Here is a 20,828-nt window from a genome sequence, read left to right as displayed (position 1 = left end):
GTTTCCAGCGGCGCCCAGGGTGGGCTCGAAGATGCTTGCCGCGTCTCGCCGCCCGTTGTGCGTGGCGCCCTCACGGTGTCGGAGGCGCAGCCTTCGGCGCCACTTTCCATTGTCGGCAATGGCGCGCGCGCCATTGCCTGAAGTGTGTGGAGTGGGAATGTCTTTGGTCGAATTCAAGCAATCCGCGGCGCAAGGCGCGCGGGGTCTGGCCCGGGGTCTGGTCGATAGGGTGCATCGGCATCACAAACGGGTGTTGGCGGGTGTGGGCGGTTCGCTGCTGTTGACCAGCGCCGCCGCATTTGCCCTGGCTTACGAAGGTCCGCAGGCGCATCCGCCCGCGCCGACCTGGGTGAGTGTGGCGGTGGCGAGCACCGCGCCGCAACAGGCCGAACAGCTCTCCAATGCCGATCAGGTGGTCTATACCACGGCGCATGTGCGCGCGAGCGATACCGTCGAATCGCTGCTGCGCCGTCTGCAGGTGACCGATCCGCAGCAGTTGCGCCAGCTCAGCGCGCTGCGCCGTCTGCGGGCGCTGGTCGCCGGGGACCCCGGCCGCGTGGTGAGCGCGCAGGTGAGCAATCTGGGCGAGCTTCAATCCTTGCAAGGGCGGCTGCCCGGTCTCGAGCCGCTGGCCGACGGCTCGAATGATGCGCGCCAGTGGCGTGAGCTCACGGTCAAGGCCACGCCGCAGGGCTGGGACGTGCAGACGCAGTCGCGCCTCGTTCAGCCGGTCCTGCGCGTGGCCAGCGGCACGGTTGATTCGACCTTTTTTGCCGCAGCCGACCAGGCCGGGATGCCGTACAGCGTGGCGTCTCAACTGATCGACGTGTTCGATACGCGCATCAACTTCCGGCGCGATCTGCGTCCGGGCGACCGCTTCCACGTGGTGTACCGCGTGTACCAGGCCCAGGGCCAGACGCTGGCCGACGGCCGCCTGGTGTCGGCGGAGTTCGTCAACCAGGGCCACGATTACAAGGCCGTGTGGTTCGACGCCAAGAGTGACGCCAAGGTCTCGGGCTATTACGCGCCCAATGGCGGCAGCCTGGGCCGGGCCTTTCTGCTGTCGCCCCTGCCTTACAACCGCATCACCTCGGGCTGGGGCTGGCGCGAAAACCCGGTCAAGCACTTCCATGAATTCCACAAGGGCATCGATCTGGCCATTCCCGTGGGCACCCCGGTCAAGACCATCGCCGATGGTCGTGTGGCGTACGCCGGCTGGGGCACGGGCTACGGCAAGTACGTCAAGGTCGTTCATCCCGGCGGCTTCGCCACGATCTATGCGCACCTGAGCGCGTTCAAGGTGCATGCGGGCGAGCCGGTCCAGCAGGGCGAGGTGGTGGCGCTGTCGGGCAATACCGGCTGGTCCACCGGGCCGCATCTGTACTTCCAGTTTTTCGTGCACGGCAAGCCGGTCGATCCGCTCGATCTAGCGCATTACGCCCCCAAGGGCAGGCCGGTTCCGGCGGCGCTCAAGCCGGAATTTCTGGCCCAGACCGCCGAGTCGCGTCATCTGTTGGCCGTCATCGACGGTCGCAATCCGGTGGTGGACGCCGCTGCGACAGCCACCAAGGGGGCGCAGCATGGTTAAGCCGTTCCGTGCTCAAGAAGCCGCGCTTTGGGTGTCGCAACGCGCGGCTGAAGCGGCGCAGGTATTGCGAGCGCATCCGCGGCGTCTGGCTGCCAGCGTTGGCGGGTTCCTGCTGCTGAGCAGCGCCGGGGCCTATGCCCTGGTCGAGGCGCAGCCGCCCATGCCGCCGCGCACCATCGTCGCCACCGTGTTCGACAACGATGTGCAGGGTCAGACCGAAGCGCTGGCCGGGACGGATCTGCTTTATGCCAGTAGCACCTCGGTGCAGCGTCGGGACACGGTACAGCAATTGCTCAAGCGCCTGGGCGTGACCGATCCGGCCACCGTCGCGCAACTGGCCCAGAATGCGCATATGCGCGCCTTGGTGACCGCGGGCCCCGGGCCTGACCCGGTGCGGGCGCAGCTCAACGCGCAAGGCGAGCTGGTGCAACTCACCGCCGTGCTGCCCCTGCCCGCAGGCGCCGACCCGCTCGCCGCCCCGGTCTGGCGCGAATTGATGGTGCGTCCTGGCGCCGACGGCGCCTTGCAGGTCTCGGCCACCGAACGCAGGCTCGAACCCCGCACGCGGCTCGCCAACGTTTCCGTGCGCGGCGCCTTGACGACCGCACTGAGCCAGTCCGGCGTCCCCTATTCGGTCGGCATGCAGTTGGTCAAGGCGTTCGCGCCGCAGATCGACCTGCGCCGCAGCCTGCGCAAGGGCGATCAGGTGGCGCTGGTGTACGAGATGCAGACCCTCGACGGCCGTGAGCTGCGCCCGGGCCGCCTGCTGGCTGCGCAGGTGCGCAGCCGCGGCGTGGTGCGTCAGGCGGTGTGGTTTGCCGCGCACGGTGACGCCCACGGCGGCTATTACACGCCGTCCGGCGAAGGCCTGGAAAAGACCTGGGCCCCCTCGCCGCTGCCGGGGGCCAGAGTCACTTCGCCCTTTGGCATGCGCCTGCATCCGGTGCGGGGCAGGCGGGAAATGCACGAGGGCGTCGATCTCAAGGCCCCCATCGGCACCCCGGTGCCCAGCGTCGCCGAGGGCCGGGTGAAGTTCGCCGGGATGCAGAGCGGCTATGGCAATGTGATCAAAATCGCGCACCCCGGCGGTTTCGAGACGGTCTATGCCCACCTGAGCCGCATCGCCGTCAGGCCGGGACAGTCCGTGTCCAAAGGCCAGATCATCGGCAAGACCGGCAATACCGGCACCTCCACCGGGCCGCACCTGCATTTCGAATTTCACGCCGCCGGGCGCCTGATCGATCCGCTGCGCATGGCCAGCTATGTGCCCCAGGGCAAACCCTTGCCACCGGGCGAGAAGGCTTCGTTCTTCGCGGCGACAGCGGTGATGCGCACCCAGCTCGCGCAGGCCGCTGGCAGCGGCGACGCGGTGCGGCTGGCGCGTGTCGACTGAACCGGGCTTGTTCATCGGCCTGATGTCGGGCACCTCGCTCGACGGGGTCGACGGCGTGCTGCTTGAATCGCCAGGCGATGCGCAGCCGAAGGTGCAGGCCCATGCGGCACTGGCCTTTCCCGCCGGGTTGCGCGAGGAATGTCTCGCCCTCAACGCGGCTGGATTCGACGAACTCCACCGCAGCGCCCTCGCCGCACGGCAACTCGTCGATCTCTACGCCGAAGTCATCGCCGCCCTGCTGCACGCCAGCGGTGTGCGCGCATCCTCGGTGCGCGCCATCGGCGCACATGGGCAGACCGTGCGCCACCGCCCCGATCTCGGCTACACCGTGCAGATCAATGCCCCCGCCTTGCTCGCCGAGCGCTGCGGCATCACAGTGGTGGCCGACTTTCGCAGCCGCGACGTGGCCGCGGGCGGCCAGGGTGCGCCGCTGGTTCCCGCGTTTCATCGCGCCGTGTTCGCCATGCCCGGCGTCGATGTCGCCGTGCTCAACCTCGGTGGATTCGCCAATCTCAGCCTGCTGTTTGCCGATGGCCGCACCTCAGGTTTCGATACCGGCCCCGGCAACGCCCTGCTCGACCACTGGGCGCAGCGCCATCTCGGGCAGCCTTACGACGCGCAGGGCGAATGGGCGGCAGGCGGCGTGGTGCAGGCGGATTTGCTGGCGCAATTTCTGGCCGATCCCTACTTCTCCCGCCCCGCGCCCAAGAGCACCGGGCGCGATGATTTTCATCCGGCCTGGATGGAGCGCCATCTGCGAACACTCAAGGCTTCTTTGTCGCCGCAGGACGTGCAGGCCACGCTCGCGGCGTTGACCGCGCACAGCGTGGCGCAGGCCTTGCTGCGCGCCATGCCCGGCGTGTGCAATCTGGTGGTCTGCGGCGGCGGGGCGCGCAACACCGACCTGCTCAGCCGCCTGCAACAGATGCTGCCCAACGTGACCTGCCTTTTGAGCGACGACCGCGGCATTCCTGCCGAACAGGTCGAGGCCGCTGCCTTTGCCTGGCTGTCGCAACAAACACTGCTGGGATTGCCGGGCAACCTGCCGTCCGTTACCGGCGCCGCCGGCCCGCGGGTGCTCGGCGCGATCTATCCTGCCTGAAACCTAACAAAAACCGCCTTCCAAGGCGGTTTGAGGCGGGGCGAAAAGCCTGATTACACCGAAAACGACGAACCGCAACCGCAGGTCGTGGTGGCGTTGGGGTTCTTGATGACGAACTGAGCGCCTTCGAGTCCTTCCTTGTAGTCGATTTCGGCGCCGACCAGGTATTGCAGGCTCATGGCGTCGATCAGCAGGGTGACGCCGTTTTTCACCATTTGCGTGTCGTCTTCGTTCACGGCTTCGTCGAAAGTGAAGCCGTATTGAAAGCCCGAGCAGCCGCCGCCCTGCACGAACACGCGCAGCTTCAGATCGGTGTTGCCTTCCTCGTCGATCAGTTCCTTGACCTTGGCCGCGGCGCTGTCGGTGAACAGCAGCGGGGCGGGCGGTGCGGCCATTTCGGCAGCGGTTGCGGTATCAAACATGGCGCTCATGAGGCACTCCTTAAAGTTGGCCCGATTTTAGTACCGCGCAAGACCCTGTTCGCGGCTGCGGTTTTAGGTCGGCGGTTTTGCCGGAATCAGGGCAGGACCGCCAGGCCGTCCAGTCCCATGCTTTCGGGCAGGCCGAACATCACATTCATGTTCTGCACCGCCTGCCCCGATGCGCCTTTGGTGAGGTTGTCCTGCACGACCAGGATCAGTGCGTTGTCGGGACGCGGTTTGTGCACGGCCAGCCGCAGGGTATTGGCGCCGCGCACCGAGCGGGTTTCGGGGGCACCCCCCGAGGGCAGTACGTCGACGAAGGGCTCCTGCGCGTAAAAAGTCTCGTAGAGATGCTGGAGATCGAGGACCTGCCCGGCGGGGGTGAGGCGGGCGTGGAGCGTGGCGTGCATGCCGCGGATCATGGGGGTGAGATGCGGCACGAACAGGCAGTCGACCGCGTCGCTGCCGGGCTCGACTCCGGCGATGCGGCGCAGTTGTTCGTTGATTTCCGGCCCGTGGCGGTGGCCTTTGACCCCATAGGCCCTGAAATTGTCCGAAGCCTCGCTGAACAGCAGGCCGATTTCCGCCTTGCGGCCTGCGCCCGAGATGCCCGAGGCGCAATCGGCCAGGAGGTGGCTGGAGTCCAAGAGGCCAGGCGTGCGCAGCAGCGGAGCGAAGCCCAGTTGCACCGTGGTCGGATAGCAGCCTGGATTGGCGACGATGCGGGCACGGGCGATGGCCTCGCGGTGCAGCTCCGGCAGGCCGTAAACCGCTTCCTGCAACAGATCGGGGCAGGCGTGCTCCATGCCGTACCAAAGGGTGAACTCGGCGACGTCTTTCAGCCGGAAGTCGGCGGCCAGATCGATGATTCTCACCCCGGCATCGAGCAGCCGCCGCGCCTGCGCCATGGCCACTCCATGCGGCGTGGCGAAAAACACCACATCGCAGGTATGCAGCGGTGCGTCGTCGGGGGTGGTGAAGGTGAGATCGACCTGTCCGCGCAGGCTGGGGAACAGCTCGGACACCGGCGTGCCCGCCTCCTTGCGCGAGGTGATGGCGGCCAGTTCGGCCTGGGGGTGGCGCGCGAGCAGGCGCAACAGTTCCACCCCGGTGTAGCCGGTGCCGCCGACGATGCCGATACGCAGACGCTTCATGATGCGATGCCTGAAAGGAAAGCGGACATCTTATGGGCTTTGTGCGAAAGCAACGCGAGCGCCGCCAGAGGGATTTGAACAAATTTGCGGCGCCTGCCCTCAGCTTTGCGACAATACGCGGTTGACCGACCCTGGCCACGAGCCAGGATGCCGATGAAATTCACCGTTCCCGTTCCCCATGAACCTTATTTCCGTTGCCCACGCGCAAGCCGCCGCCCCCGCACCCAGTGCAGGTTCCACGCTGATGAGCCTGTTGCCCATCATCGTGATGTTCGTCATCCTGTACTTCGTCATGCTGCGCCCGCAAATGAAGAAGCAGAAGGAGCTGCGCGCCATGTTGGCCGCGCTGGCCAAGGGCGACGAGGTCGTCACCACGGGCGGCGTGGTCGGCAAGATCACCAAGGTGGGCGAGAACTACATCGGGCTGGAAATCGCGGCCAACACCGAAGTGCAGGTGCAGCGCAGCGCCGTGACCCTGGTGCTGCCCAAGGGCACGATCAAGAGCGGGGTCTGAGCGCGCAGCACCCGGCCCGCCCCTGCGTGCCCAGCCGTGCAGACCGGTTCTGTGCGGTCTTTTTCATTTCAGCCCGTGGCGGATCTGCGGGTGAATCGAGGTTGTTGCTATGAATCGCTATCCCTGGTGGAAGTACCTCATCATGGTCGTCGTGCTGGTGGTGGGCGTGGTGTATGCGCTGCCCAATCTGTACGGCGAATCCCCTTCGGTGCAGATTTCCAGCACCAACGGCGGCAAGGTGGACAACGCCCTGCTGCTCAAGGGCGAGCAGATTCTCGACGCCGCCGGATTCAAGCCCGATTCGGCCGACTTCAACGGCACGACGGTCAACTACCGCTTCAGCAACACCAGCGTGCAGCTCAAGGCGCGCGATGTGCTGGCCAAGGCGCTCAACCCCAATCCCGCCGATCCGCAGTATGTGGTGGCGGTCAACCTGCTGTCGCGCTCGCCCGCGTGGCTGACCGCCCTCAATGCCCATCCCATGTATCTCGGCCTCGACCTGCGCGGCGGCGTGCACTTTCTGCTGCAGGTGGACATGCAGGCGGCGGTGCACAAAAAGCTCGACTCGATCGCCGGAGAACTCCGCCGCGACCTGCGCGACAAGGACGCGCGCTACACCAAGCTGGAGCGCGTGGGCGACACCCTTCAGGGCGTGTTCGTCGACTCCAGCGCGCTGAATACGGCCAAGGAACTCATCGCCCGCCAGCACCCCGACCTGCAACTGGCCGCGCAAGCGCCCGCAGGCCCCTACAGCCTCAGCGCCAGTCTGACGCCTGCGGCCGTGTCGCAGGAAGAAGACTACGCCATCAAGCAGAACATCCAGACGCTGCACAACCGCATCAACGAACTCGGCGTGGCCGAGCCCATCATCCAGCAGCAGGGGCGCGACCGCGTGGTGGTCGAACTGCCGGGCATTCAGGACGTCGCCCGCGCCAAGGACATTCTGGGCCGCACCGCCTCGCTCGAAGTGCGCATGGTCGATGACAGCGCCGCCGCACAGGCGGCGCTGGCCGGGCAGGGACCGCTGCCGCCCGGCGACCAGATCTTCCCCGACCGCGACGGCGGCAAACTCGTGGTCAAGCGCGACGTGCTGCTCACCGGCGACAACCTCACCGACGCCCAGCCCGGCTTCGACCAGCAGACCAACGAGCCCGCCGTGTTCCTCACCCTCGACTCCAAGGGGGCGCGCATCTTCCAGGAGGTCACGCGCGAGAACGTCGGCAAGCGCACCGCGATGATTCTGTTCGACCGCGGCCGCGGCGAAATCATCACCGCGCCGGTGATCCGCAGCGAAATCGCCGGGGGCCGGGTGCAGATCTCCGGCCACATGACCGTGCAGGAAGCCAACGACACCGCGCTGTTGCTGCGCGCAGGCGCGCTGGCCGCGCCGATGAGCATCATCGAAGAGCGCACCGTCGGCCCCAGCCTGGGCCAGCAGAACATCAGCCAGGGCTTCCATTCGGTGACCTGGGGCTTCGTCGCCATCGTCATCTTCATGTCGATCTACTACATGTTCTTCGGCGTGGTGTCATCCATCGGTCTGGCGGTCAACCTGCTGCTGCTGGTGGCGGTGCTCTCCATGCTGCAGGCCACGCTCACCCTGCCCGGCATCGCCGCCATGGCGCTGGCGCTGGGCATGGCCATCGACTCCAACGTGCTCATCAACGAGCGCGTGCGCGAAGAACTGCGCAATGGCGCGAGCCCGCAAAACGCCATCTTCCACGGCTATGAGCGCGCCTGGGCGACGATTTTCGACTCCAACGTCACCACCCTGATCGCCGGTGTCGCGCTGCTCATCTTCGGCTCGGGCGCGGTGCGCGGGTTTGCCGTGGTGCATGTGCTGGGCATTCTCACCTCGATGTTCTCGGCGGTGTTTTTCTCGCGCGGCATCATCAACCTCTGGTATGGCCGCAAGCGCCGTCTGCACAGCATTTCCATCGGCCAGATCTGGAAGCCCGAACCCGCAGCAGCGGGCAAGACGACGGCCGCGGCAGCCAAGGCGCCGGCTGGCGCGCGGTCGTCCGAGGCCGCAAGCGACGCGGTGAAGGCAGGCAAGCCGCCGGGCGCGCCCACACCCCGCAGCACCAAGCCGCGCCGCAAGGTGCATTGACCCGGCGCCGACGCCAAGACTCACGACTCAAGGCACATCATGGAATTTTTCCGTATCCAGCGCGACATTCCGTTCATGCGGTCGGCGCTGACCTTCAACATCATCTCGGTGGTGCTGTTCGCCGCCGCGGTGTTCTTCCTCGTCACCCGCGGGCTCAACCTGTCGATCGAATTCACCGGCGGCACGGTGATGGAAGTCGGCTACAGCCAGGGCGCCAATATCGACGCCATCCGCGCCACCCTGGGCAAACTCGGCTACGCCGATGCGCAGGTGCAGGCCTACGGCAACGCCAACGACGTGGTGATCCGCCTGCCGCTGCACAAGGGCGAGACCAGCTCCGAGCAGAGCGCCAAGGTCATGGCGGGTCTGCTGGCCGCCGATCCGCAGGCGCAGCAGCGGCGCACCGAATTCGTCGGCCCGCAGGTGGGGTCTGAACTTGCCACCGACGGCCTCAAGGCGCTGGCGCTGGTGATCGTCGGCATCGTCGCCTATCTGGCGGTGCGCTTCGAGTGGAAGTTCTCGGTGGCGGCCATTCTCGCCAATCTGCACGATGTCATCATCGTGCTGGGCTTCTTTGCGCTGTTCCAGTGGGAGTTCTCGCTGCCCGTGCTGGCCGCGGTGCTGGCGGTGCTGGGCTATTCGGTGAACGAATCGGTGGTGATCTTCGACCGGGTGCGCGAGAACTTCCGCAAATACCGCAAATACAGCACGGTGCAGGTGATCGACAGCGCCATCACCAACACCATCAGCCGCACCGTCATCACCCACGGCTCGACGCTGGCGATGGCGTTTTCCATGTTCTTCTTCGGCGGCCCGGCGCTGCATTACTTCGCGCTGGCGCTGATCATCGGCATTTCGATGAGTATCTACAGCTCGGTGTTCGTCGCCGCAGCCCTGGCGATGTGGTTCGGCGTGAAGCGCGAAGACTTGATCAAGCCGGGTGGCAACAAACCCAGCGACCGCAACGACCCGAACGCGGGCGCGGTGGTTTGAAAATCTGTGGCGCCCACAAAAAAGCCGGCTCACGCTGGCTTTTTTGTGGGCGGAACGAGGGCTTCAGTTGAAGCTGAAATTCGCGCTCGTGCCGTTGGCCTGGTTGTAGGCCGTGGTGTAGTCGACCGACACCGTGGCGAGATTGGTCCAGTTGAGCAGATTGGCGCCGTAGGGGTCGTGGGTGGCCCCCAGCGTGGTGCCCATATCGAGCAGGTACTGATCCACCCCGAGCAGCGCCTTGTCGTAGGCGTCTGCAGCCACGGGGGTCGTGGTGGCCAGCGCCAGGCTGCCCAGGTCGAACTGTCCGGCGATGTGCTGCAGCGAGGCGGCGTAGTTGGCCATCGTCAGGCCGCTGTTGGGGGTGATGCGGGCCACGGCAAACGTGGTCAGCGGGGTGATGTTGGCCGTGACGGTGCCGCCGCCGCCCACGTTGACCATGGCCTGCAGGCTGGCGTTGGTCGCCAGCGCGGCGTTGCTGGCGCCGGCGGCGAGGTTGAGCGCGGTGGAGGTGAGGCTGTTGAGCGTTTGCGACACGCCCTGGTAGCTGTAGGTGCCGCCGGTGACCTGCAGCAGCACCGGGCCGTAGAAGCTGGTGAGGTCGATGCTGTAGCGGCCGTCGGCGGCGCTGGGCACGCAGGCCAGCAGCGTGCCGTAGCTGTAGTAGGGTGTCACCGCCGCGTCCAGCGGGTTGCCCTGGCCGTTGACGATGGCATAGGCGCAGACGTTGTTTGTGCCGTTGCCGTTGACCGGACCGTTCGCTGCCATCAGCACCTGCCCCGCCACGGTCGAGCCGGAATAGTTGGTACCGGACGAGCCGCCGCAACCGGCGAGGGTGAGACTGGCCAGCAGGGCGGCGCCCAGGCTGAGGCGGAGGGGAGAAACGGGCATCGGAAATCTTTCAGGATGGGGTGAGTCACGTCGCTGCCAGGGCCGACCGGTCGATGTCAGCTCAGTGCACCACGCGGTCGTCGGCTTCGACGAACAACTCGTCGAGGATGAGGGCGTCGGGCTCTTCGTCCAGACGCCAGAAAATCATCAGCACGATGGTCTTGAGATGCTCCAGCGGCAGAGGCTGCATGCCCGTGGCCAGCGCGCGTTCTATGGTGAGCTCGCGCAGATGCGGTTTGAGCACCCCGGCGGTTTCGAGGAAGTTGAGATAGCCGATGGCTTCCAGCCCGAGGCAGTCGAGCTCCTGCTGGGCGTAAAGACGAATGGCGTGCGCGCTCTGCGCGTGCTGCGTCTGCAGGCCGCCTACGGCGCTGTCGAGCCCGCGGAGCCAGTCGAGGGCTTCGTGGATCTCGTCGTTCTCGAACCCGGCGGCGCTGAGTTTGCGCGTGAGCTGCCCAAACTCGGGGCAGGCCTCCGGATGCCAGTAGGACTCGTAGAGATACATGAGGATGTCGAACATGGGGTCATTCTATGCATGACGCGATGACCGAGGGCTTCGCGGCGGTTTTGACGGGTTTGTCGCGCTGCTGCGCGATATTCAGGCGCGGGCGATGCGCTGAAACCGACCGCCTGGCAGGCGCGCGACCCGGCCTTGCAGTTCAAGTTCGAGCAGGCGGGCGCCGAGCCGGTCGGCGGGCCAGCCGGTGCGCGCGCCGAGGTCGTCGAAGTCGCGGATGTCGTAACCCAGGGCGCGCAGGATGTCGCATTCGGGCGGGTTTTCTGTTGCAGGGACGGCATCCCTGTCGATCTCCTCAACGGCGCGCCTGGGCAGGGGTGCGTCCCAGCCGAATTCCTCCAGCACGTCCTGCGCAGTTTCCACCAGCTTGGCGCCTTCGCGGATGAGGCGGTGGCAGCCATGCGCCAGGGGGTTGTGGATCGAGCCGGGCATGGCGAAGACTTCGCGCCCCTGCTCGCCCGCCAGCCGCGCGGTGATGAGCGAGCCGGAATGCGTGGCGGCTTCGACCACCAACACGCCGCGCGACAGGCCGCTGATGAGACGGTTGCGACGCGGAAAATTGCCCTTCGCCGGAGCCGTGCCCAGCGCGAACTCGGACAGCAGCAGCCCGCGCTCGGCGACGAGATGCGCCAGCTCCTTGTGACGCGGCGGATACACGCGGTCGCTCCCGGTGCCGAGCACGGCGATGGTCGAGCCGGCCTGCGCGCCCGTCGCGGCCAGCGCGCCACGATGCGCGGCGGCGTCGATGCCCAAGGCGAAGCCCGACACGATGGTGACCCCGGCTTCGCTGAAGGCCTGCGCGAAGGCCTGGGCGTCGCGTGCGCCCTGCGCGGTGGGGGTGCGGGCGCCGACCATCGCCAGCCGCCTCGGGGCATTCAGCAGCGCGGCGTTGCCCAGGGCGTAGAGCAGCGGCGGCGGATCGGTGATGTCGAGCAGGCTTTGCGGATAGGCCGGATCGTCCAGGGTGATGCAGGCGCGCCCCGGCTGGGCAGCCCATTCCAGGGTGCGGGCGATGAGGTCGCGGGTTTCGGAGTCGGGGCCAGCCAGCAGCGACGCAGCGACGGCGGCGCTGACCACCTGGGTCAGCGCCGCATGCGAGGCCTGGAAAATCAGCGCCGGCGGTCCGAAGACGGACAGCAGTTGCCGCGCGGTGAGCGCGCCCACGCCCGGCGTCTGCATCAGCCGCAGCCAGTCGGCCAGATCGTCGGGTGGCGTCATCCTCGACCGTGACGAAGACTGCGCTCAGAGGGTATGAATGAATCCGGCGTGGCCGAGCAGTGCGTCCAAAGTGCTCCAATCAAGGCGCAAAGCACAGCCGTGCCCGGTCGGCACGGCGCGCATTTGCAACGCTGCAGGGGGGCGCTTTGGGCGCGATGAGCGGGCATGGCGGATTTGTTCACACCCTCTCAGGGCTGGGTGAAGCGGTCGGCGACTTCGACGGGCTCGTCGGCCGACAGGATGAGCGCATAGGCTACATGCTTGAAAGTGCGGAACACCATCATCAAGCCGATGCGGCGGTCGGGCAACTCGATCTCGGGCTTGCCCGGCGCGGTCACGTCCTCGACCCTGCGGCTGTTGTGCCACAGCGCCAGCACGTCGCCGCGCTCCAGCCCGTCGTCGGCCCCGCGGTTGAGCGCGACCACGCTGTTCTTCGCGGCCATGTTCAGGTCGCCGTAGATCGAGACGATGTCGCCGCTGATCGGCTTGGCCGGGGCGTGCGGGGTGTAGTTGAGGTACTCGCGCGGCGGCGCGATGACCAGGCGGTCGCCCACGCCGACTTCACGCTCGATGCCATCGACACGAAACACCGACACCGCATCCGGCCCGGAGGGCGGTTCCACAAGTTGGGTCGTGCCGAGGTATTCGGACTGATAGGCGATGATTTTTTTCGTGGCCGGATCGACCAGCGGCTTGGCCGGGCGGTAGATCTGGTAGCGCGTGGCCTTGCTCACATCGCCGCGCACATAGACCTGGGTGCCGGGGGAGGCCATGGTGTGACCCTTGGGCAAGGCGACGATGCGCGGCGAGGCTTCGAGCGTATCGGGCTCGACGAGCAGCGGCTGGGTGAGGAAGGGGGCGATGAGTTCGGGCGAGATGGTGGGAATGCCCTCGGGCGGCAACGCGCTGGACTCGACCCGCGGTTTGAGCACCACGGTCGGGATGCCTTGATCGCCCTGCCCCAGGCTGAGGCGGGCGCGGCCATCGGCGATGTGGAGAAAAAGCACCTGCCCCGGAAAGATCCAGTGCGGGTTGCGGATCTGCTGCAGGTTCATGCCCCACAACTTGGGCCAGTCCCAGGGCTTGCGCAGATACATGCCGGAAATCGCCCACAGGGTATCGCCGCGCTTGACGGTGTAACGCGGGGGCGCGTTGGCGGCCAGCTCGGAAACCGGCACGCCGGTTTGCGCGGTCAATTCGGCCTGGGCGCGCTGCGTCGGGGGGACGGGATAGTTCGGCAGCCCATGCAGCGAAGGGGCGGCGGGCTGAACTTCGGCGGCGTGAGCCCACGGTGCCGCTGCGGCCAGCGCCAACACGGCGGCTGGCGCACAACGGCTCAGGCGCGATGGGCGCAAACGAGATGAGCACAGACCGAATGAGAAAAGGTTGAAAGGATGGTGCAAAGCCTGTCTCAGCATGGCGCAAAGTCCCCAGATCGAAACGGTGGCCACGCCCGGCGCGGTGTGGTCCTTTGTGAATCTGCCCCCCGTGGAAATTTGCGATTCCAGGGTCTCTATTTCAGAATTGTTGGGCACATTGTGCATGCAACACCTTGATGCGGCAATCAAATCACTGTTTGACAGGGGTTTGGGCGGCGCGGCAGTTGCAAGAATGTTGCGGGCGGCTCTCTGCGAACAGGTCGCCCCATTTTGACAATGGATAAAGCCATTTCCATCGCAAATAACTAAAATGCGAAACATGGATGACCTGACCATACTTCAATACCCCGATCCGCGTCTTCACACCGTGGCCAAGCCGGTGGCGGCGGTGGATGACCGCGTGCGCGCGCTGATCGACGCGATGTTCAAGACCATGTACGCCTCCAATGGCGTCGGGCTGGCCGCGACGCAGGTCGACGTGCACGAGCGCATCATCGTCATGGACACCTCGGAAGAACGCAATCAACCGCTGGCGCTGATCAACCCCGAAATCTTGCGCCACAGCGCCGAAAACAAGGAATGGGAAGAAGGCTGTCTGTCCGTTCCTGGCGTTTTCGACAAGGTCACGCGCCCGGCCTCGGTGCGGGTGCGCGCGCTGGACACGCAAGGCCAGCCCTTCGAGATGGATGCCGACGGACTGACCGCCGTATGCATCCAGCACGAGATGGATCACCTCATCGGCAAGGTGTTCGTCGATTACCTCTCCCCGCTCAAGCGCAGCCGGATCAGGAGCAAGATGCTGAAAAGGCAAAGGCAGGCTGCTTGAGCCAGGCCGTTCCCGTTTCATCCCCGGCGCGACAGTTGCGCGTGGCGTTTGCGGGCACGCCGGAGTTTGCCGCTCAAGCGCTGCGTGCCATTCTGAGCGCGGGCTACACCGTGCCGCTGGTGCTGACCCAGCCCGACCGTCCTGCGGGTCGTGGCATGAAGCTGCAATCCAGCCCGGTCAAGCAGGTCGCAGCTGCGGCGCAGATCGAGACGATCCAGCCCCAGGGTCTGCGGCTGGACGGGCGCCATGCCGAACAGGCCGCGCAGGCCCACGCAGCGCTGCAAGACGCGCAGGCGGACGTGCTGGTCGTAGCCGCCTATGGACTGATTTTGCCCACGACTGTGTTGACCCTGCCGCGCCACGGTTGTCTGAACATTCACGCCTCGCTGCTGCCGCGCTGGCGTGGGGCGGCGCCGATCCAGCGCGCCATCGAGGCGGGAGACGCGCAGACGGGCATCACCCTGATGCAGATGGACGCCGGGCTCGATACCGGCGACATGCTGCTGGAGCAGGCCCTGCCGATCGATGCCACGGACACCGCGGCCACCTTGCACGACAAACTGGCCACCCTGGGCGCGGCGCTGGTGGTGCAGGGGCTGGGCGCGCTGGAGCGCGGGGAGTTGCATCCGCGCCCTCAGCCCGAAGCCGAGGTGACGTATGCGGCGAAAATCGGCAAGGGCGAAGCGCAGATGCAGTGGAACCAGCCTGCGGAGCTGCTCGCCCGCAGGGTGCGCGCCTTCACCCCCTGGCCGGGCACGCAGTTCTTTCTGCCGGATGGCGCCGTGGTCAAGGTGGGCGCGGCCACGGCATTGAACGGACCGATGCATTCCGGCCCGCCCGGCTGGGTGCGGCAGATGACCGCCGAGGGGCTAGATGTGTGTTGCGGCGAAGGGGTGCTGCGCATCACACGGCTGCAAAAACCCGGCGGCACGATGCAGAGCGTGGCGCAATGGCTGCAAGGCGCAGCCGACCTCACGGGGCTGACGCTCGGCTGAGCCCCGAAGGACTCAAGCCCTGTCTCAAACCCTGTTCAACACCCTTGTAAATCCTCGTTCCGGTCTTGAACTTTCGTTTCGCTGCACAATCTAGCGCCGTTGTATCCAAACGTATCGGAGTCGAGCATGTTCAACATCATGAAAACCGCCATTCTGATGGCTGCGATCACCGCGCTGTTCGTCGTGATCGGCTCCATGCTGGGCGGACGGCAGGGCATGGTGCTGGCGCTGCTGTTCGCGCTGGGCATGAACTTCTTCAGCTACTGGTTCAGCGACAAGATGGTGCTGAAGATGTACAACGCGCAGCAGGTCGACGCCAGCAGCGCGCCGCAGTTCTACGCCATGGTGCAGGAACTCGCGCAGCGCGCCGGGCTGCCGATGCCGCGGGTCTATCTCATCCAGGAAGACGCGCCCAATGCCTTCGCCACCGGGCGCGGCCCGGAACATGCGGCTGTCGCCGCCACCACCGGCATCCTGCGCGTGCTCAGCGCGCGCGAACTGCGCGGGGTGATGGCGCATGAACTGGCGCATGTGAAGCACCGCGACATTCTGATCTCCACCATTTCGGCGACGATGGCCGGCGCGATTTCGGCGCTGGCGAATTTTGCGATGTTCTTCGGCGGGCGCGATTCCGAAGGCCGCCCGGTGAACCCGATCGCCGGCATTGCCGTGGCGCTGCTCGCGCCGCTGGCGGCAAGCCTGATCCAGATGGCGATTTCCCGCGCCCGCGAATTCGAGGCCGATCGCGGCGGAGCCGAGATTTCGGGCGATCCCGCCGCGTTGGCTTCGGCCTTGCAGAAGATCGAGGCCTATGCGCGCGGCGTACCGTTTCAAGCCGCCGAAGAGCATCCGGCCACGGCGCAGATGATGATTCTCAACCCTCTGCATGGCGGCGGCATCGCCAAACTGTTCAGCACGCACCCGGCCACCGAGGAGCGTGTCGCGCGTTTGATGCAGATGGCCCAGACCGGCACGGCGCGGGCCTGGCAAGGCTGAAGGCACGGGTCCTGACAAGGCAAAGGCCCGGCAGGCCGCAAGGCTTGCCGGGCTTTTGTGAGCGCCCGCTGCGCGCGCCTACCAGCGCCGCCCGAATCGCAGCCCTTCGAGCGCACTGTCGATGATGACCCCGGCGATGCTGTAGAGAATCGACCCGAGCAGCGCCGCGCCGAAGCTGCGCACATGAAAACCGTCGATCACGCCCGAAGCCGCGTAGAACATCGCGGCGTTGAGCACGAACAAAAACAGCCCGAGGGTCAGGATGGTGATCGGCAGGGTGAGGATGAACAGAATGGGCCGCACCAGCGCATTGAGCAGACCGATGAACAGCGCCGCCCACATGGCCGCGCCAAAACCGGCGACCTGCACGCCGCCGTAGAGATAGGCCACGGCCAGCAGGGCGCAGGCGGAAAGCAGCCACTTCAGCAGGAGTTTGAGCATGGTTTGCTACCTCTTTATCTTTAGCGCGTTGCCGCCATCCGTTTGGCCAACTCGGCCGCCAGTCCGGTGTAGCTGGCCGGCGTCAGCGCGAGCAGGCGCTCGCGGTCGTTTTCGGGCAGGTCCAGCTCTTCGATGAAGGCACGCATCGAGTCTGCAGTGATGGCCTTGCCGCGGGTCAGTTCCTTGAGCTGCTCGTAGGGGTTGGGCAGGCCGTGCCGGCGCATGACGGTCTGTACCGGCTCGGCCAGCACTTCCCAGGCGTTGTCGAGATCTTCTTGCAGCCGCTGAGGATGGACCAGCAGCTTGTCGAGCCCGCGCAGCAGAGAGTCCCAGGCGAGCACGCCGTGGCCCAGCGCCACGCCCATATTGCGCAACACCGTCGAGTCGGTCAGGTCGCGCTGGAAACGCGAGATGGGCAGCTTGTCGCTGAGGTGACGCAGCAGCGCGTTGGCGATGCCCAGATTGCCCTCGGCATTCTCGAAGTCGATGGGATTGACCTTGTGCGGCATGGTGGACGAACCGATCTCGCCCGCCAGGGTTTTCTGCTTGAAATAGCCCCAGGAGACATAGCCCCAGATGTCTCGGCTGAGGTCGATGAGCAGGGTGTTGGTGCGGGCGATGGCATCGAACAGCTCGGCCATGGCGTCGTGCGGCTCGATCTGGATGGTGTAGGGGTTGAAGCGCAGGCCCAGCGACTCGACCACCTTGCGCGAGAACGCCTCCCAGTCCACCTCGGGGTAGGCCGCCAGATGCGCGTTGTAGTTGCCCACAGCCCCGTTCATCTTGGCGCTCAGTTCGACCGATTCGATGGCCGCCATGGCGCGCTGCAGGCGATAGGCGACGTTGGCGAATTCCTTGCCCAGGGTGGTGGGGCTGGCGGTCTGGCCGTGGGTGCGCGACAGCATGGGCTGTTCGGCCAGCTCGGCGGTGAGGTCGAGCAGCCGGCGCAGCACGCGCTGCAGCAAGGGCATGACGACCTCGCGGCGCGCGCCCGCGAGCATCAGGCCGTGCGCGGTGTTGTTGATGTCTTCGGAGGTGCAGGCGAAGTGGAAGAACTCGGCGTGCCGATGCACCTCGGGCATGTCGGCCGTCTGCGCCTTGAGCCAGTATTCCACCGCCTTGACGTCGTGGTTGGTGGTGCGCTCGATGGCCTTGATCTCGGCGGCCTGCGCGCTGCCGAATCCGGCGACCAGGCCGCCCAGCGCGTCGCGGGCTGCGGGCGACAGCGCGGGAAACTCGGCCAAGCCGAGATCGGACAGGCCGATGAACCAGGCCACTTCGACCTGCACGCGGCTGCGCATCAGCCCGGCCTCGGACAAATGCGGGCGCAGCGCGTCGACCTTGGCGGCATAGCGCCCGTCCAAGGGCGAGAGCGCGTCCAGGGTGGACAGCGCAACGGATGGCGGGGTGGGGTTCATACTCATGCCGCCATTGTAGGAAGGCGGCGCACAGTGGCCAGGAGACTGTCGGGCTTGGGGCGCGGAAAGCGAAAAAGGGAGGTGTGAATGCCATGTGGCGACGGATTTGCAGCCCGCGATCCCCAAGCCCGACGGGCTCCTGAGCCGGTTGATATACTGAATCAACCATCTTTCGCAGCATCTGAACATGAAACTCATCGGCTCCCTGACCAGTCCCTACGTGCGCAAGGTGCGCATCATGCTGGCCGAGAAAAAAATCGACGCCAAGTGGGAAGAGGAAAACGTCTGGTCAGACACGACGCAGATCGGGCGCTTCAACCCGCTGGGCAAGGTGCCCTGTCTGGTGCTCGACGACGGCGAGACGATTTTCGATTCGCGCGTGATCGTCGAATACCTCGACACCCTCACGCCCGTGGGAAAGCTCATTCCCGCAGGCGGGCGCGAGCGCGCCGAAGTGCGCACCTGGGAGGCTCTGGCCGACGGCGTGATGGACGCCGCGGCCACGGCCCGGCTGGAACAGACCTGGCAGGGGCGTACCGAAGCGCAGCGCAGCCCGGCGTGGATCGCGCGGCAGTTGGGCAAGGTGGAATCGGGCATCAAGGCCATGTCGAATGGTCTGGGAGACAAGCCGTTTTGCTGCGGCAACCACCTCACCCTGGCCGACATCGCCGTCGGCGCGGCGCTGGGTTATGTGGTGTTCCGTTTTCCCGATCTGGCCTGGCAGCAGCAGTATCCCAATCTGGCCAGGCTCTACGACAAGCTGATGCAGCGCCCGTCGTTCCGCGACACCGCGCCGCCGCAAGGCTGAACGGCGTCAAGCGCTACGTCGGCTGCGCCGTCTGCAGCAGCCAGCGCAGCGCCAGCTCGGCAGCCTGCAGTCGCACCCTGGCCCGGTCGCCCTCGAACAGCGCGTGACGGGTTTCGCCGTGCACGGCGTCACCCGCTCCCCAGGCCAGTCCGAACCACACCGTGCCGACGGGTTTTTGCGGCGTGCCGCCGCCCGGCCCGGCGATACCGGTGATGGCCACGGCGACTTCCACCCCCGCGCGTTGCCGCGCGCCAATCGCCATCGCGCGGGCGACCTCCGGGCTCACCGCACCGACCTGGGCGAACAGGGCAGGGTCCACCCCGAGCAGCTCGGATTTGGCGGCGTTGCTGTAGGTGACAAAACCCCGGTCGAACCAGTCGCTCGATCCGGCCACACTGGTGAGCGCCGCCGAGACCAGCCCGCCGGTGCAGGACTCCGCAGTCGCCAGCCGCCAGCCGCGCAGTCGATAGGCCGCGCCGACACCTTCGGCCAGGCGGCAGAGTGTGTCCAAGTCAAGGGGGGTCATGGGCTCAGACCCAGGCGTACAGACGAATGCCCAGCGCCATGACCAGCAGCGTGAACGCCGCGGCGATCAAGTCGTCGAGCATGATGCCAAATCCGCCTTTCACATGGCGGTCGGCCCAGCCCACGGCCAGCCATTTGCCCGCATCGAATGCGCGAAACAGCAGAAATGCGGCCAGTTGTTCCGCCCAGCCTGCGGGGGTGACGAGCAGCAGCACCAGCCAGAAGGCGATGATTTCGTCCCACACCACCGGCGAAGCGTCTTCCAGACCCAGGGCGCGCGAGGTATGGCCGCAGGCCCAGATGCCCACCACGGCGCCGATGCCGATGACCACGGCCCACACCAGCGGTCCCAGCCAGAGCGACAGCAGCGCGTAGCTGGCCCAGGCGAACAGCGTGCCCGCAGTGCCCGGCGCAATGGGCGACAGCCCGCTGCCGAAACCCAGCGCGAGCACATGCAGGGGATTGCGCCACATGAAGCGCCACGAAGCGCCTCGTGCGACGGTGGGAATGGGGTTGGAGGCGGTCATGGTGTCAAGGCATGCGGAAATGGTCGAAACCCGCATAGACATTGTCCAACACCTGTCCGCTTGCGTCGATCAGCCGCAGGCCCGGTTCGGCGTCGATGCGGCCGATGCGGGTGACGGGCGTGATGGCCTGCGCCGCGGCCACCGTCACCGCGGCGCGCGCAGCGGGTGGCGCGGTGAACAACAGCTCGTAATCGTCGCCGCCCGCAAGTTGGCACAGGCGGCGGCGCATCAAAGGCTGGTCGCGCAGGGATGCGCTGGCCGGGCAATCGTCCGCCTGAACGACTGCGCCCACCCGGCTTTGGCGCAGGATGTGGCCGAGGTCGGCAAGCAGCCCGTCGGACACATCGATGGCGGCGTGTGCCAGACCGCGCAGCGCCAGACCGAGCGTCACGCGCGGTGTGGGACGGTCCATGCGGAGAAAAGTCGCCGCCTGCGTCGGGGCATCCAGCGCCCATTCGCCCAGGCGATGGCCCAGCGCCAGCCGGGCGTCGCCCACCGTGCCCGAGACCCAAAGGTCGTCGCCGGGCTGCGCGCCGCTGCGCAACAGCGCCTGACCGCGGGGTACGAGCCCCAGCACGGTGAGGCAGAGGTTGCGCGGGCCGCGGGTGGTGTCGCCGCCGATCAGTTCGATGTCGTGGGCGTCGGCCAGGGCGAACAAGCCGCGGGCGAAGCCTTCGAGCCAGCGTGCATCGGCCTCGGGCAGGGCCATCGCCAGGGTGAAGGCGTGCGGCCTTGCGCCCACGGCGGCCAGATCCGACAGGTTGACCGCCAGCGCCTTGTACCCCAGAGCCTCGGGGTCGGCGCCGGGCAGGAAATGTCGGCCCTCCACCAGCATGTCGCTGGAAATGGCCAGTTGCTCGTCCGCTGCGGGCGCGGGCAGCAAGGCGCAGTCGTCGCCCACACCGAGGAAGGCGCGGCGCGCAGGACGGGTGAAGTAGCGGGCGATGAGATCGAATTCGCCAAGCGGTGCGGTCATGGAAAGGTTGTGCCGTTGGAGATGTTTTGCGCGCCATG

At 66.6% G+C, this 20,828-nt stretch carries 21 protein-coding genes; 10 read left to right on the top strand and 11 right to left on the bottom strand.

The genetic code is table 11. The features are described 5' to 3' along the window. Positions 1 to 157: 157 nt before the first annotated feature. From RBR52_RS08955 to RBR52_RS08945, 3 genes are read left to right on the top strand one after another with little or no spacing between them, the layout of a single operon-like run. Entirely contained in the window at positions 158 to 1,588 is a 1,431-nt protein-coding gene (locus RBR52_RS08955; protein WP_320376864.1) for a M23 family metallopeptidase, read from the top strand. Next, positions 1,581 to 2,981: a M23 family metallopeptidase gene (locus RBR52_RS08950; RefSeq protein ID WP_320376863.1), complete on the top strand. Its 1,401-nt coding sequence runs from the start codon at positions 1,581 to 1,583 to the stop codon at positions 2,979 to 2,981. Before RBR52_RS08955 ends, RBR52_RS08950 begins: the two co-directional genes overlap by 8 nt. Continuing rightward, complete coding sequence (locus tag RBR52_RS08945; protein WP_320376862.1) at positions 2,971 to 4,083, top strand: anhydro-N-acetylmuramic acid kinase; 1,113 nt, start codon at positions 2,971 to 2,973, stop codon at positions 4,081 to 4,083. The genes RBR52_RS08950 and RBR52_RS08945 overlap by 11 nt, the downstream gene beginning before the upstream one ends. A 53-nt stretch (positions 4,084 to 4,136) precedes the next feature. Here the strand turns inward: RBR52_RS08945 and erpA are convergent, their stop codons facing one another. Beyond that, a complete protein-coding gene (erpA, locus tag RBR52_RS08940; RefSeq protein WP_320376861.1) occupies positions 4,137 to 4,514 on the bottom strand; it encodes an iron-sulfur cluster insertion protein ErpA in 378 nt (125 codons plus the stop codon). An 86-nt stretch (positions 4,515 to 4,600) separates the two neighbouring features. Beyond that, a complete protein-coding gene (argC, locus tag RBR52_RS08935; protein ID WP_320376860.1) occupies positions 4,601 to 5,659 on the bottom strand; it encodes an N-acetyl-gamma-glutamyl-phosphate reductase in 1,059 nt (352 codons plus the stop codon). Positions 5,660 to 5,837: 178 nt separating this feature from the next. Here argC and yajC point away from each other — a divergent pair, with 178 nt between their 5' ends. From yajC to secF, 3 genes are all read left to right on the top strand, one after another. Beyond that, the gene (gene yajC / locus RBR52_RS08930) at positions 5,838 to 6,173 is read left to right on the top strand and encodes a preprotein translocase subunit YajC (protein WP_320376859.1); all 336 of its coding nucleotides are present in this window, start codon (positions 5,838 to 5,840) and stop codon (positions 6,171 to 6,173) included. Between the two features lie 109 nt (positions 6,174 to 6,282). Continuing rightward, positions 6,283 to 8,283 carry a protein translocase subunit SecD gene (secD, locus tag RBR52_RS08925; protein ID WP_320376858.1) on the top strand — a complete coding sequence of 667 codons (2,001 nt, stop codon included), beginning with the start codon at positions 6,283 to 6,285 and terminating at the stop codon, positions 8,281 to 8,283. Between the two features lie 39 nt (positions 8,284 to 8,322). Continuing rightward, positions 8,323 to 9,276: a protein translocase subunit SecF gene (gene secF, locus RBR52_RS08920; protein ID WP_320376857.1), complete on the top strand. Its 954-nt coding sequence runs from the start codon at positions 8,323 to 8,325 to the stop codon at positions 9,274 to 9,276. A gap of 63 nt (positions 9,277 to 9,339) precedes the next feature. Here secF and RBR52_RS08915 read toward each other — a convergent pair whose 3' ends face one another. From RBR52_RS08915 to RBR52_RS08900, 4 genes are all read right to left on the bottom strand, one after another. Further along, positions 9,340 to 10,164: a hypothetical protein gene (locus RBR52_RS08915; protein WP_320376856.1), complete on the bottom strand. Its 825-nt coding sequence runs from the start codon at positions 10,162 to 10,164 to the stop codon at positions 9,340 to 9,342. A 61-nt stretch (positions 10,165 to 10,225) separates the two neighbouring features. Further along, positions 10,226 to 10,684, bottom strand: coding sequence for a DUF494 domain-containing protein (locus RBR52_RS08910; RefSeq protein WP_320376855.1), 459 nt, complete (start codon positions 10,682 to 10,684; stop codon positions 10,226 to 10,228). 78 nt (positions 10,685 to 10,762) lie between these two features. Next, positions 10,763 to 11,899 (bottom strand): DNA-processing protein DprA, encoded by a 1,137-nt coding sequence (gene dprA, locus RBR52_RS08905; protein WP_320376854.1) that lies wholly within the window; start codon positions 11,897 to 11,899, stop codon positions 10,763 to 10,765. Positions 11,900 to 12,087: 188 nt separating this feature from the next. Further along, on the bottom strand, positions 12,088 to 13,215 hold the full coding sequence (locus RBR52_RS08900; protein WP_320376853.1) for a LysM peptidoglycan-binding domain-containing protein: 1,128 nt from the start codon (positions 13,213 to 13,215) through the stop codon (positions 12,088 to 12,090). 382 nt (positions 13,216 to 13,597) lie between these two features. On the opposite strand from RBR52_RS08900, the gene def reads away from it, so the two are divergent. From def to htpX, 3 genes are all read left to right on the top strand, one after another. Continuing rightward, positions 13,598 to 14,104, top strand: coding sequence for a peptide deformylase (def, locus tag RBR52_RS08895; RefSeq protein WP_320376852.1), 507 nt, complete (start codon positions 13,598 to 13,600; stop codon positions 14,102 to 14,104). 35 nt (positions 14,105 to 14,139) lie between these two features. Then, on the top strand, positions 14,140 to 15,099 hold the full coding sequence (fmt, locus tag RBR52_RS08890) for a methionyl-tRNA formyltransferase (RefSeq protein ID WP_320376955.1): 960 nt from the start codon (positions 14,140 to 14,142) through the stop codon (positions 15,097 to 15,099). A 126-nt stretch (positions 15,100 to 15,225) separates the two neighbouring features. Beyond that, complete coding sequence (gene htpX / locus RBR52_RS08885; RefSeq protein ID WP_320376851.1) at positions 15,226 to 16,095, top strand: zinc metalloprotease HtpX; 870 nt, start codon at positions 15,226 to 15,228, stop codon at positions 16,093 to 16,095. A 78-nt stretch (positions 16,096 to 16,173) separates the two neighbouring features. Here htpX and RBR52_RS08880 read toward each other — a convergent pair whose 3' ends face one another. Both RBR52_RS08880 and purB read right to left on the bottom strand, forming a co-directional pair. Then, positions 16,174 to 16,536, bottom strand: a complete 363-nt coding sequence (locus RBR52_RS08880; RefSeq protein ID WP_320376850.1) for a phage holin family protein — start codon at positions 16,534 to 16,536, stop codon at positions 16,174 to 16,176. Between the two features lie 20 nt (positions 16,537 to 16,556). Beyond that, positions 16,557 to 17,954, bottom strand: a complete 1,398-nt coding sequence (gene purB / locus RBR52_RS08875; RefSeq protein WP_320376954.1) for an adenylosuccinate lyase — start codon at positions 17,952 to 17,954, stop codon at positions 16,557 to 16,559. A 187-nt stretch (positions 17,955 to 18,141) separates the two neighbouring features. Between purB and RBR52_RS08870 the strand changes: the two genes are divergently transcribed. Beyond that, positions 18,142 to 18,762: a glutathione S-transferase family protein gene (locus tag RBR52_RS08870; protein ID WP_320376849.1), complete on the top strand. Its 621-nt coding sequence runs from the start codon at positions 18,142 to 18,144 to the stop codon at positions 18,760 to 18,762. 13 nt (positions 18,763 to 18,775) lie between these two features. Here RBR52_RS08870 and RBR52_RS08865 read toward each other — a convergent pair whose 3' ends face one another. From RBR52_RS08865 to thiL, 3 genes are read right to left on the bottom strand one after another with little or no spacing between them, the layout of a single operon-like run. After that, positions 18,776 to 19,288: a CinA family protein gene (locus RBR52_RS08865; RefSeq protein ID WP_320376848.1), complete on the bottom strand. Its 513-nt coding sequence runs from the start codon at positions 19,286 to 19,288 to the stop codon at positions 18,776 to 18,778. Positions 19,289 to 19,292: 4 nt separating this feature from the next. After that, complete coding sequence (locus RBR52_RS08860) at positions 19,293 to 19,814, bottom strand: phosphatidylglycerophosphatase A (RefSeq protein ID WP_320376847.1); 522 nt, start codon at positions 19,812 to 19,814, stop codon at positions 19,293 to 19,295. Positions 19,815 to 19,818: 4 nt separating this feature from the next. Then, complete coding sequence (gene thiL / locus RBR52_RS08855; protein ID WP_320376846.1) at positions 19,819 to 20,790, bottom strand: thiamine-phosphate kinase; 972 nt, start codon at positions 20,788 to 20,790, stop codon at positions 19,819 to 19,821. Positions 20,791 to 20,828 lie beyond the last annotated feature (38 nt).

The sequence above is a fragment of the Thiomonas sp. genome (assembly GCF_034007205.1).
Lineage (GTDB): Bacteria > Pseudomonadota > Gammaproteobacteria > Burkholderiales > Burkholderiaceae_C > Thiomonas.
Note: the sequence above shows the minus strand (reverse complement) of the source record. Positions and strands in the feature narration are given on the sequence as shown.

Coding starts and splice junctions, on each gene's coding strand:
- RBR52_RS08860 (WP_320376847.1), bottom strand. CDS start 19,814: ATGACCGCCTCCAACCCCATTCCCACCGTCGCACGAGGCGCTTCGTGG.
- argC (WP_320376860.1), bottom strand. CDS start 5,659: ATGAAGCGTCTGCGTATCGGCATCGTCGGCGGCACCGGCTACACCGGG.
- RBR52_RS08870 (WP_320376849.1), top strand. CDS start 18,142: ATGAAACTCATCGGCTCCCTGACCAGTCCCTACGTGCGCAAGGTGCGC.
- RBR52_RS08915 (WP_320376856.1), bottom strand. CDS start 10,164: ATGCCCGTTTCTCCCCTCCGCCTCAGCCTGGGCGCCGCCCTGCTGGCC.
- RBR52_RS08865 (WP_320376848.1), bottom strand. CDS start 19,288: ATGACCCCCCTTGACTTGGACACACTCTGCCGCCTGGCCGAAGGTGTC.
- secD (WP_320376858.1), top strand. CDS start 6,283: ATGAATCGCTATCCCTGGTGGAAGTACCTCATCATGGTCGTCGTGCTG.
- purB (WP_320376954.1), bottom strand. CDS start 17,954: ATGAACCCCACCCCGCCATCCGTTGCGCTGTCCACCCTGGACGCGCTC.
- erpA (WP_320376861.1), bottom strand. CDS start 4,514: ATGAGCGCCATGTTTGATACCGCAACCGCTGCCGAAATGGCCGCACCG.
- RBR52_RS08955 (WP_320376864.1), top strand. CDS start 158: ATGTCTTTGGTCGAATTCAAGCAATCCGCGGCGCAAGGCGCGCGGGGT.
- dprA (WP_320376854.1), bottom strand. CDS start 11,899: ATGACGCCACCCGACGATCTGGCCGACTGGCTGCGGCTGATGCAGACG.
- htpX (WP_320376851.1), top strand. CDS start 15,226: ATGTTCAACATCATGAAAACCGCCATTCTGATGGCTGCGATCACCGCG.
- RBR52_RS08880 (WP_320376850.1), bottom strand. CDS start 16,536: ATGCTCAAACTCCTGCTGAAGTGGCTGCTTTCCGCCTGCGCCCTGCTG.
- thiL (WP_320376846.1), bottom strand. CDS start 20,790: ATGACCGCACCGCTTGGCGAATTCGATCTCATCGCCCGCTACTTCACC.
- secF (WP_320376857.1), top strand. CDS start 8,323: ATGGAATTTTTCCGTATCCAGCGCGACATTCCGTTCATGCGGTCGGCG.
- RBR52_RS08910 (WP_320376855.1), bottom strand. CDS start 10,684: ATGTTCGACATCCTCATGTATCTCTACGAGTCCTACTGGCATCCGGAG.
- yajC (WP_320376859.1), top strand. CDS start 5,838: ATGAACCTTATTTCCGTTGCCCACGCGCAAGCCGCCGCCCCCGCACCC.
- RBR52_RS08950 (WP_320376863.1), top strand. CDS start 1,581: ATGGTTAAGCCGTTCCGTGCTCAAGAAGCCGCGCTTTGGGTGTCGCAA.
- def (WP_320376852.1), top strand. CDS start 13,598: ATGGATGACCTGACCATACTTCAATACCCCGATCCGCGTCTTCACACC.